The sequence below is a fragment of the Paraburkholderia sp. AV2 genome (assembly GCF_054968425.1).
The window spans coordinates 19,742-29,737 of the sequence record NZ_JBANLK010000063.1 but is presented as its reverse complement, the minus strand read 5'-3'; the positions used below and the strand labels follow the sequence as shown (position 1 = coordinate 29,737).

Here is a 9,996-nt window from a genome sequence, read left to right as displayed (position 1 = left end):
GGAGTTCACGGTGCAGTATCAGGGCGCGTTCGACGAGCCTTCGCCGCTGTTCCGCAGACGGCATCCACAATAGCCAGTGAAAGGAAACGGGAGCGCGCGCAAGAAAGGCGCGCTGCTAGACCTTGTCGCTACGCGGGGCAAACGCCCTGCCGATCATCAGCAGCGAGGGTTGCGTCCGATCGAACCATGCGCTTGCCGCACCTTCCGCGAGACCGGCTAGCGTGAGCGTCAGCATGCGCTCGCGCGGCGTGCTGCAAGCCTCGACGACAGCCACCGGCGTATCGCCGCTGCGACCTTCGGCTATCAATTGGCGGGCGATATCGGCCGCGCTGTTGCGGCCCATGTAGAACACCAGCGAATCGGCTTTGACAGATTGGGGGAATTCGGCGGAATCCGCCGCGCGGCTGCAGGTGGCAAGCGCCACGCTGCGCACTACGCCACGCAGCGTCAGCGGACGACGCAACGCGGCGGCGCCCGCAAGCGCCGCCGTGATGCCTGGCACAACTTCGTATTCGATGCCTGCTGCTTCGAGAGCGCGCATCTCTTCGTCGGCGCGGCCGAACAGCATCGGGTCCCCGCCTTTGAGACGCACGACCACGTCGTGCTCACGCGCCGCGTCGACGATCAACCGGTCGATTTCGGCCTGGGCGGTCGAATGCTGGCCGCAACGTTTGCCGACAGCCATCCGCTTCGTTTGCAGACCTGCATGATCGAGCATGGCCGGCTCGACTAGCGCGTCGTGCAGCACGACATCAGCCACGGCCAGCAGGCGTGCGCCTCGCACCGTGATGAGGTCGGCCGCCCCTGGCCCCGCGCCGATCAGATAGACCTTGCCCATCAGTTGCCGGCGAAGACGTTGCAGAAGCTGACCGGGCCGACGCAGGCCGTCCGCGTGTGCTTTGCCGGTGCGCCAGCCGCCGACGTTCCCGACATCGAGACGCCGCCCACCGCGCTTTGCGCATCCTGTGCGGCGATCCTGGCTTCCACGGTCTGCACGTCCTGCGGGTAGTTGTCGCCGTTGGTATTCGGGTTGTAGCCGGCCTTTTCCATGCGAACGAGTTCCGCGCGCACTTCGGCGCGCGTCACGGGCTCGGCGCTTTGGGCGAACGTCAGCAGTGGGGTGGAGAGGGCGCAGAGGGCAATCGTCAACTTGGCAAGCGTCTTCATGATGGGCTCCTTGTCGGTCAATGGGCGGAAACAGCGAAAGAGGCGTTTCCGTCGGCTCGCTTCGCATTTCGCAGATCGTGTAGAGCGTTGAAGTGCGGAGCCGATGTACAAAGAGTAATCAGGAAGGCTGGGCGCGAAAAATACCAACTTGCGATGCGCGCCATGTTGCCAGGTTATGGCAAAGCGGAGCGCGTCCGGGCGCCCATTCCGCCGGTCATTGCTCAGCCGTGCAGAGGATTTCGGTTGCCGATGCGGCGCACGGATGCGCTCAGGTCGCTTCCTGGCCGGACTTCATCGCCGCCGTTTTGCCGGTGCGGGTCCGCTTCGGCGTCTGCGCTTCCGGTTTGGGCTTCGCGCCCGGCTGGCTTTGAGTCGTCGTCTCGACGACGAGATCGAACAGCGCCTGATTGCTTGGCGAAAGCGAGCGTCCCTTGTTCCAGACCATATGGAGCGGCCGTTCGATGCGCAGATCCTCGACCTCGATGATCGTCAGTTCGCCGCGGCGCAGCTCGTTGCTGATGCTCAGAACCGATACATAGGCGAGCGCATGCTGGGCAAGCAGCATGCGCTTGATGGCCTCCGTGTCGCTTACCGACATGAGCGGCTCGATGCGCAGCCCCGCGCGGGCATACGCTTCCTCGACGATTGCCCGCGTTCCCGAACCGGGCTCCCGCATGAGGACCACCTGATCGACCAGTTCGTTGGCGGTGAGGCGCGCACCCGCGCGAGGATGCCCGGCGGCCGCCACGACCGCGATTTCGTCGGAGCCGATGCGCCGGGCGTGCAGGAGCGTGTCGTCAAACGGCCCTTCGACGAACCCGAGCGTAAACGTGAGGTCGCGCAGCCCGGCTTCGACGCGCTCCGTGTTCGTTACCGTGAGGTCGATCGCCACGCGCGGCCAGGCCGCATTGAAGCGTGCGAGGACATCGGGCACGAAGTACACGCCTAGCGTCGCGCTCGCACCGATCTTCATGTGGCCGGCGCCGAGCCCCGCCAGTTCTCGCAACTGGCTTTCCGCGCCGTCGGCAAGCGTAAAGATGCGATCGGCGTAATCGAACAGCGTCTTGCCGGCTTCGGTCAGGGCGACGCCGCGCGGCAGGCGATCGAACAGGATCAGGCCGACGCGGTCTTCCAGCTCGCGTATCTCGCGCGTCACGGCCGGCTGACTCACGTGCAGCCGTTCGGCGCCGGCGCTGATGCTGCCGACGCGGGCGACTTCGTAGAACGCAAGGAGGTGGGTGAAGTTCATGTCAGGGTTCGCTCAGGATCTGCCCAGGCGCTCAGCCCGCCCGCTTCGCGCGCTTGCGCGGGGCGGCGGGGCGTCGGCGCTCGACGCGCATCCGGTATTGGAAGTTGCCGCCGCGGAAATACAGGTATTCGAAATCGAGCGGCTTACCGTCGCTGTCTTGCGTTAGCCGCTCGATGCGTAGCAGCGGCGCGTTTGTTTTGATTTCCAGCGCGCGAGCGATCGCGCTCTCGGCTGCAACGGCATCGATGCTCAAGTCCGCGCCGCCCAGCGCAATGCCGCAGTCGTTTTCCAGAATCAGAAAAATGTCGCGGCTCGCGAGATCGGCGCGTTGCAGGCGTTTGCCGATGGCTTCCGGGACAAACGTGATTTCATAGGAGACAGGCCGGCGTTCGAGCAGCCGCACGCGATGGATTTCCGCCACGGGAGTCTGTGCCTCCAGGCCAAGTTTCTCCGCCACATGGGCCGACGCCGGCACAAAGCGGAATTGCACGACGCGATTGATGATCTCCTGGCCGGTGACGGACATCGCTTCGGCAAATCCCTGCAGCGACGTGACGTCCTGAAACGCCTTCGGTTGCGAGACGAACGAACCTTTGCCGTGGACCTTGAAGATCAGTCCTTCTCTTTGCAGGTCGCCCAGCGCCTGGCGGATAGTGATGCGGCTGACTTCGAACATCGCCTGCAGCTCGCTCTCCGAGGGCATGCGGCTCATCGGCAGATAGTCGCCGTCGAGTATGCCCGTGCGCAGTGCGTTCTTGACCTGTACGTAGAGCGGAACCGGCGAATCGATTTCGAAGGCGGGGGAGCTGGACGTCATGGTCGGGGAGAGCAAGGCAGCGATCGATGGCTTGTGCGGGCGTGGGGCAGGGCGATTATACGCCGTGGCTCCGCTGGCGTTCCCGGCGGTCTGTCCGGACCCCGACTCGGGGTTTGCCTGGGGCTGGTTTTGGGGTCGGCAGGTTGACTCGATTAACTTGTTATGACATGATATGACATGTATTGCATGGCACGGTGTTTCCCTTCGGCAAAGAGCAGCGCGCCGTTTTCCAGCTCGTCACTTCCTGCGGTAGAACACCATCGAATTCACCTTCTGGCTCTTTGCCGTCGCGTTAGGCTCCAGCGCGCTGGGCGGCATGCTCGGCATGGCAAGCGGCCTCTTCATCGTGCCGGCGTTGACCGTGTTCGGCCATATGGACATGCACGCGGCAGTGGGCGCTAGCCTCGTCTCCGTGATTGCCTGTTCGAGCGGAAGCGCGGCGTCGTATCTGCGCGCCCGCCTGACCAACGTGCGTCTCGCCGTGTTGCTGGAAAGCGGCACGACGCTCGGCGCATTGACCGGCGTGCTGCTCGCCGACGTGGTGCCGGTGAGGGCGCTCGACTTTCTGTTCGCGGGCATCATGCTGATCTCCGCGTGGCAGATGTTCGCGAAGCGGGTCGAGCGGAGCACGGCTCCGACCGATCTGGCTGAGCACATCGCGTCCGCCCACCCGGCGCTCGACGGCAGCTATCCCGACCCGCTAACAGGACGCGAGATTCGCTATGCCGTTGGACGCGTGCCGTGGGCGCTCTCGCTGATGGTCGTGGCGGGCCTCGTTTCCGCGCTGCTGGGCATCGGCAGCGGCGTCCTGAAGATTCCTGCGATGGATGTGGCATTGCGCTTGCCTATCAAGGTGTCCACGGCAACGTCCAACTTCATGATTGGCGTGACCGCCGCCGCAAGCGCGTGCGCGTATTTTCTGCGCGGCGAAATTGTTTCGTCGGTCGCCGCGCCGATTGCGCTGGGGTCCGTTGCGGGCGCAGTGCTCGGCGCACGTGTGCTGATGAAAATATCGAGCCAGCGTTTGCGGCACTTTTTCGTCGCGGTGCTCGTTCTGGTCGCTCTTCAGATGTTCTTGCAGGGCTGCCACCTCCACCTATTCTGAAATTCGCGCAATGATCCAGGTTCGCCCGAAAAACGAAGTGCTGGCCGGCGGCGTCAGGCTCGAGCGGCTGCTGGCCGCGCTGCTTCAATACGGAACGTGGGCAGGTTCGTTCGTGATGGCGATGGGTATCGCGCTGCGCGCCTCGGGATTGGAACCCGCCATGCGAGCGGGCAGCGCCGCCATGACGGCGGGCGTCTGCATCGTCATTCTGCTGCCCGTTGCGAGGCTCGTGCTGATGCTCGCCGTTTATCTGGCCGGGCGCGAATATCGTTTCGCGTGGATTGCCGCGCTGGTGCTGCTCATCGTGGCCGCGGGCTGCGTTGCGGGTGTCAGGCTCGGGCCGCTCGCGGGGTAGGGCCTTCGGCTGCGAGTGCAGCGGGCACGGCAGCCATCACTTGAAAATCCCGGTGCGCTGCGTCGCTTCCGGGAGCTGTCGCGTCTCGCGCACCGAAAGGGGATGCCACAAGCGCGCGCCGCCTTCTATGCCTCTTTCGTTCGGCACGACGGCCACATTCGGCGGCAAGTCGAACGTGAGGCGTGCCGCGTTGCCGCCGCCTATCCACAGCTTGTCGTAGTGCACGAGCGAGTCGAGTATGCCGACGATCTTCTCCACGCGGCGGTTCCAGCGCTTGTTGCCGGCCTTGCGGCGCGCGGCATCGCCGATGTACTCGTCGTACGCGTGATTCTTGCTGACCGGATGATGCGCCAGTTCGAGATGCGGCATCAGTTCGCCGTCCCGAAACATGGCCGTGCCGGCTCCCGTGCCTAGCGTCAGCACGAATTCGAGGCCATGCCCTTCGATCGCGGCGAGGCCCTGCATTTCCGCGTCGTTGATCATGCGCACGGACGGATTGCCAAGACGCTTGCCGAGCATCTGCGCAAGCGGCACGTCGCTCCAGCCTTCCGTGCCCAGATGCGGGGCCGTTAGCACGTGATTGTTGCGCACGAAACCAGGAAAGCCGATCGATACGTGAGTCGGGGAATATTGCTTGACCAACGGCTCGACCAGCGTGCAGAGCGTGTCGACGAGCTGGGCCGGCGTGCAGGGATGGGGCGTTGCCACGCGCACGCGCGCGCTGCGCATGGCGCCCTGCGCGTCGATGATGGCCGCTTTCAGTCCGGTTCCACCTACGTCGATAGAGAGTATGTTTTCGATGTCCGTCGAGCGCGACACCTTGCCGGTCGGGCGCTTTTTCGTATTGCTCGTCTCGCTGCGGGTCCTGGCCACGGGGTCCTCCGTTGTTGGTTTTTGCACCGCAAAGCCCTTTATCTGGTTCGTTATCCTGACTTCGTGTCTGGTTCGGCCGGGGTCGGCGCACGCCATGCACGACCGTCGCGCGCCAGCAGCGCATCCGCTTCGGCGGGGCCCGCGCTCCCCGCGGCGTAACCGTGCAAGGGAATCGCGCTGCCATGCTTCGGATGCAGCACGTCGTCCACGGCGGCCCACGTTGCTTCGATGCTGTCGGCGCGCTGAAAGAGCGTCTCGTCGCCCAGCATGCAGTCGTACAGGAGCGTTTCGTAACCGACGTTGGCAGGCTCGCGAAAGAAATCGTCGTAGTCGAACGACGATCGCACTGCACCGATCTGCATGACCGGCCCCGGGGTCTTGACGTTGAAATCGAAGCTCGTGCCGTGCGACGGATCGATACGCAGCGTCATGACATTGGGCGTCAGGGCGTCCACAGGCGTATCGCGGAAGAGCCGGAACGGCACGCTCTTCAACTGCACCGAAATCTCCGTGCGCCGCACGTCCAGCCGCTTGCCGGTACGCAGATAAAACGGTACCCCTGCCCAGCGCCAGTTGTCGATCTGCACGCGGGCGGCGGCATAGGTTTCGGTCCGGCTGTCCTTCGCGACGTTGGGCTCGTTGCGATAGCCCACGCCCGCGGGCCCTTTTTCGTATTGCCCGAAGACCACGTCTTCCGGTGCGAGCGGCTTGAGCGCGTCGAAGATTTCTGCCTTCTTGTCGCGCACGGCTTCGGCCGAGAATGAATTGGGCGGCTCCATTGCCACCATGCCAAGCAACTGGAACAGATGATTCGGCACCATGTCGCGGAACGCACCCGTTTGCTCGTAAAAGCTGCCGCGCCCCTCCACGCCGATCACTTCCGCTGCCGTGATCTGCACGCTGTCGATGTACTCGCGCCGCCAGACCGGCTCGAACAGCGCGTTGGCGAAGCGCACGGCCAGAATGCTCTGCACGGTATCCTTGCCGAGAAAGTGGTCGATGCGATAGATCTGCGATTCCTTCGCAAAGCTCAGGAGATGTTCGTTCAGATCGCGCGCCGAAGCGAGGTCGGTGCCGAACGGCTTTTCGATCACGACGCGGCGGAACGGACCGTCTCCGCCATTGTCTTCCTTCAGCAAACCGGCCTTGCCGAGGCGTTCGACGATCGGCTTGAAGAAGCGCGCGCCCACCGCGAGGTAGAACACGACGTTGCCTTGCGCCGTGCTTTGCCCCTTGCCTTGCCCCTCGCCGCTGTGCTGTTGTCCGATCTGCTGGGCAAGCCGCTGGTACGCGCCGTCGTCCTCGAAATCGCCTGCCATGTAGGTTAGACGCTGTGCGACCCAGTTCCACGCGTTGTCGTCGAGCTTGCCGGCGTGAAAGGTGCTGGCCTTGTCGGCGGCAAACTTTTGCAGCGCACCATGCAGATCCTCGCACCATGCTTGCGTCGAGCGGTCGCCGTGATTGACGCCAATGATCTGCATGCCGTCGTCGAGCAGACCATCCACGGCGAGGTTGTACAGCGCCGGCATGAGCAGGCGCTGGGTCAGATCGCCGCCTGCGCCGAAGATCACGAGCGTGCAGGGCGGCGCCGGATGCTTGCCGGCCGGCGAGGCGGGCAAGCCTTGGGGATGCGAGGCCACTTTGGTGCTGGCCGGCGGCGGGGAGGAATCGCGGGGGGGCAGGTTGGGCGGCATGATGGCTCTGCAGTTAACCGAAATGTTCCCAGGTAGCAAGCGCTGTGCCGCGACGCAGTGGGTCCGCAGTGTTGTCATTAGCTGCGCCGCGTCGCAAGCCGTGAAGCACAAGTAATTTACGCTACCAGAACCACCTTTGCTCCGTCGAGCGATTCAGGGCAGGTCCTGTGGCCGGGTTCCCGGCCGTGACGATGACACCTTGATGGCCCGCTTCGGCGATTTCTCTGAGACTAGAAATGTTATAACATAACATTTTAGACGATGCGGTACGGCACCCGGCGCGACACAAGCCATGGCCGCTATCGACACCCCCTGATACGCGAGGAGTCATTCCATGGATGCACGACTGCCGGTGACGGTCCTTTCCGGTTTTCTGGGCGCGGGCAAGACCACGCTGCTGAACCACATCCTGAACAACCGGGAAGGGCGGCGTGTTGCGGTCATCGTCAACGACATGAGCGAGGTGAACATCGACGCCGCGCTGGTCCGCGACGGCGGCGCGCAACTGTCGCGCACCGACGAGAAGCTCGTCGAGATGAGCAACGGCTGCATTTGCTGCACGCTGCGCGAGGATTTGCTGCTCGAGGTCAATCGTCTCGCGAAGGAGGGGCGTTTCGATCAGCTCGTGATCGAGTCGACGGGCATTTCGGAGCCGCTACCCGTGGCCGAGACATTCACGTTCGCCGACGAAAGCGGCCAGAGTCTCTCCGAGGTCGCGCGGCTCGACACGATGGTCACGGTAGTCGACGGGTTCAACTTCCTGCGCGACTACAGCTCGCAGGACAGCCTGCACGCGCGCGGCGAATCGCTCGGCGACGAGGACCACCGCACGGTCGTCGACTTGCTGATCGAGCAGATCGAATTCTGCGACGTAATTGTCCTGAACAAGATCGACCTGATCGACGAGACCGGCCGCGACCGGTTGATGGCCATCCTGCACGGTCTCAACCCGCGTGCGCGCATCGAGATTTCGGCATTCGGCCAGGTGCCGCTGCATCGCGTGCTCGACACGAAGCTGTTCGACTTCGAAGAAGCCTCGAAGTCGCCCGGGTGGCTCAGGGAATTGCGCGGCGAACATACGCCGGAGACCGAACAATACGGTATCCGTAGCTTTGTGTGGCGCGCGCGGCGCCCGATGCATCCGCGGCGGTTCTGGGATCTCGTGAACAGCGAATGGCCGGGCGTGGTGCGCTCGAAGGGCTTTTTCTGGCTCGCGAGCCGGCCGGCTCACGCGGGTTCGTGGTCGCAGGCGGGGGCGGTCTGCCGCCACGGCATGGCCGGACTATGGTGGGCGGCGGTGCCGAAATCGCACTGGCCGGCCGATCCCGAGTCGCTTGCCTTCATCGAGGGCAACTGGGATCCGAATGTCGGCGACGCGCGCCAGGAACTGGTACTGATCGGCGTCGAGATGGACGAGCGCGCGATGCGTCAGCGTCTGGACGCATGCCTGCTCACCGATGCCGAGATGGCCGAAGGGCCGCAGGCGTGGGGCGGTTTTGCCGATCCCTTCCCGGCATGGGGCGCACGTATGCCGGAGGAGGCGGGGGCGGCGTGAGCCAACTGGCGGGTGCAATTATCGCCCGCATGCCGCCGGTTACTTTCCCGTGGAATCCCGCTGAACGAGGGCCGCGCGCAGGATGCCAGGCGGCAAGGTCCGCGGGCTCTCTCCGTCGATCAAGGCGATGAGCCGGTGCGCGGCGGCGCGCCCAAGCGCGTCGCCAGGCAGCGCCACGCTGGTGAGGGTAGGCGAGGTCACGGACGAGGCGGGGAGATCGTCGAAGCCTGCCACCGCGAGATCGTCGGGCACGCGGATCCCTTCCTGGGCGCATGCGGCCAGCACGCCGTGCGCGAGCGTGTCGGCACAGGCGACGACGGCGGTGACTCCCGCGGCGCGCCACCCGGGCAGCGCACGGCGAAACGCGAGCGCTGCGGCGCGAAGGTCGGGACCGCTGCGCGTGTCTTCGCCGCCGGCCACGGTCATGCCTTTCTGTTCGGCCGCTTCCTGCAACCGCTTCCGGCGTAGAACGTAAGTGGTGGAGGGCGTGGTGCTGTCGAGATAGCCAATCTTCCTGTGGCCGCGCGCCGCCAGGTGGCTGACGAGTTCCTCGATGCCGGGACCAATGTCGTAGTTCACCGTGACTGCGCGCTTCTCCATGCCCGGCGCATCGAGGAGCACCACAGGCGTTCCCGCGGGAAACCGGTCCATGAACCTGGGCGCCGGCGCGTAAGCCAGCAGGCCGGCCGGCCGCAATGCGGAGAGCCGCAGGATGTCCTCGCTGGTGGGCAACGCGCCGCGCGACGCGGCGGAAAGCAGGAGCTGAAAGCGATCTCCCAACTCCTCCTGAATGCCCTGGATCACCTGGCCGAAGAACGGATTGCACAGATCGGGCGCGAGCATCGCAACGATGTTGCTGGTCCCGCGCGCCAGTGCGCTGGCCGTGCCGTCGACTACATAGCCAAGCTCCCGCACCGCTTCCAGGACACGCGCAGCGTTCTCGTCCGAGACCCGTCCTTGCGCCTTGCCGTTGATCACGAGCGAGACCGTGGCGACGCTCGTTCCCGCCCGGCGGGCGACCATGGCGGCGGTCACACGCCGGGCACTATCCGCCAAGGCTGGCGTGGGCGGTTTGCGCACTGCCGCGCCGCGCGAGCCTGGCGCATCGGGCTGACGTTTCATGAGATCGTTAGCGAAAAAGCAGGGGGTTGAGGCTGAGGTTCGGCCCTCCGCAAGAGCCA

General features: G+C 64.8%; 10 protein-coding genes. 3 read left to right on the top strand and 7 right to left on the bottom strand.

The features are described from left to right. Positions 1–115: 115 nt before the first annotated feature. The 4 genes from cobA to V8683_RS28255 form a co-directional block, all read right to left on the bottom strand. Positions 116–838: a uroporphyrinogen-III C-methyltransferase gene (cobA, locus tag V8683_RS28270; RefSeq protein WP_411189557.1), complete on the bottom strand. Its 723-nt coding sequence runs from the start codon at positions 836–838 to the stop codon at positions 116–118. After that, positions 838–1,170 (bottom strand): DUF4148 domain-containing protein, encoded by a 333-nt coding sequence (locus tag V8683_RS28265; protein ID WP_411190542.1) that lies wholly within the window; start codon positions 1,168–1,170, stop codon positions 838–840. The genes cobA and V8683_RS28265 overlap by 1 nt, the downstream gene beginning before the upstream one ends. 265 nt (positions 1,171–1,435) lie before the next feature. Then, positions 1,436–2,416, bottom strand: a complete 981-nt coding sequence (locus V8683_RS28260; protein ID WP_411189556.1) for a LysR family transcriptional regulator — start codon at positions 2,414–2,416, stop codon at positions 1,436–1,438. Between the two features lie 31 nt (positions 2,417–2,447). After that, the gene (locus V8683_RS28255; protein ID WP_411189555.1) at positions 2,448–3,233 is read right to left on the bottom strand and encodes a GntR family transcriptional regulator; all 786 of its coding nucleotides are present in this window, start codon (positions 3,231–3,233) and stop codon (positions 2,448–2,450) included. A gap of 316 nt (positions 3,234–3,549) precedes the next feature. On the opposite strand from V8683_RS28255, the gene V8683_RS28250 reads away from it, so the two are divergent. Beyond that, entirely contained in the window at positions 3,550–4,338 is a 789-nt protein-coding gene (locus tag V8683_RS28250; protein WP_411189554.1) for a sulfite exporter TauE/SafE family protein, read from the top strand. Between the two features lie 10 nt (positions 4,339–4,348). Beyond that, positions 4,349–4,693 carry a DUF1634 domain-containing protein gene (locus tag V8683_RS28245; protein WP_411189553.1) on the top strand — a complete coding sequence of 115 codons (345 nt, stop codon included), beginning with the start codon at positions 4,349–4,351 and terminating at the stop codon, positions 4,691–4,693. A 36-nt stretch (positions 4,694–4,729) separates the two neighbouring features. On the opposite strand, the gene V8683_RS28240 is transcribed toward V8683_RS28245, so the two are convergent. Further along, positions 4,730–5,512, bottom strand: coding sequence for an ROK family protein (locus tag V8683_RS28240; protein ID WP_411190541.1), 783 nt, complete (start codon positions 5,510–5,512; stop codon positions 4,730–4,732). A gap of 104 nt (positions 5,513–5,616) precedes the next feature. Beyond that, a complete protein-coding gene (gene zwf, locus V8683_RS28235) occupies positions 5,617–7,260 on the bottom strand; it encodes a glucose-6-phosphate dehydrogenase (RefSeq protein WP_411189552.1) in 1,644 nt (547 codons plus the stop codon). A gap of 334 nt (positions 7,261–7,594) precedes the next feature. Here zwf and zigA point away from each other — a divergent pair, with 334 nt between their 5' ends. Next, the gene (gene zigA / locus V8683_RS28230; protein WP_411189551.1) at positions 7,595–8,815 is read left to right on the top strand and encodes a zinc metallochaperone GTPase ZigA; all 1,221 of its coding nucleotides are present in this window, start codon (positions 7,595–7,597) and stop codon (positions 8,813–8,815) included. A gap of 39 nt (positions 8,816–8,854) precedes the next feature. Here zigA and V8683_RS28225 read toward each other — a convergent pair whose 3' ends face one another. Continuing rightward, complete coding sequence (locus tag V8683_RS28225) at positions 8,855–9,937, bottom strand: LacI family DNA-binding transcriptional regulator (RefSeq protein WP_411189550.1); 1,083 nt, start codon at positions 9,935–9,937, stop codon at positions 8,855–8,857. Between the last annotated feature and the right edge of the window lie 59 nt (positions 9,938–9,996).

Excerpts from the sequence above, each read along its gene's own strand:
- zwf (WP_411189552.1), bottom strand. The coding sequence starts at position 7,260 with ATGCCGCCCAACCTGCCCCCCCGCGATTCCTCCCCGCCGCCGGCCAGC.
- V8683_RS28245 (WP_411189553.1), top strand. The coding sequence starts at position 4,349 with ATGATCCAGGTTCGCCCGAAAAACGAAGTGCTGGCCGGCGGCGTCAGG.
- zigA (WP_411189551.1), top strand. The coding sequence starts at position 7,595 with ATGGATGCACGACTGCCGGTGACGGTCCTTTCCGGTTTTCTGGGCGCG.
- V8683_RS28255 (WP_411189555.1), bottom strand. The coding sequence starts at position 3,233 with ATGACGTCCAGCTCCCCCGCCTTCGAAATCGATTCGCCGGTTCCGCTC.
- V8683_RS28250 (WP_411189554.1), top strand. The coding sequence starts at position 3,550 with ATGCTCGGCATGGCAAGCGGCCTCTTCATCGTGCCGGCGTTGACCGTG.
- cobA (WP_411189557.1), bottom strand. The coding sequence starts at position 838 with ATGGGCAAGGTCTATCTGATCGGCGCGGGGCCAGGGGCGGCCGACCTC.
- V8683_RS28260 (WP_411189556.1), bottom strand. The coding sequence starts at position 2,416 with ATGAACTTCACCCACCTCCTTGCGTTCTACGAAGTCGCCCGCGTCGGC.
- V8683_RS28225 (WP_411189550.1), bottom strand. The coding sequence starts at position 9,937 with ATGAAACGTCAGCCCGATGCGCCAGGCTCGCGCGGCGCGGCAGTGCGC.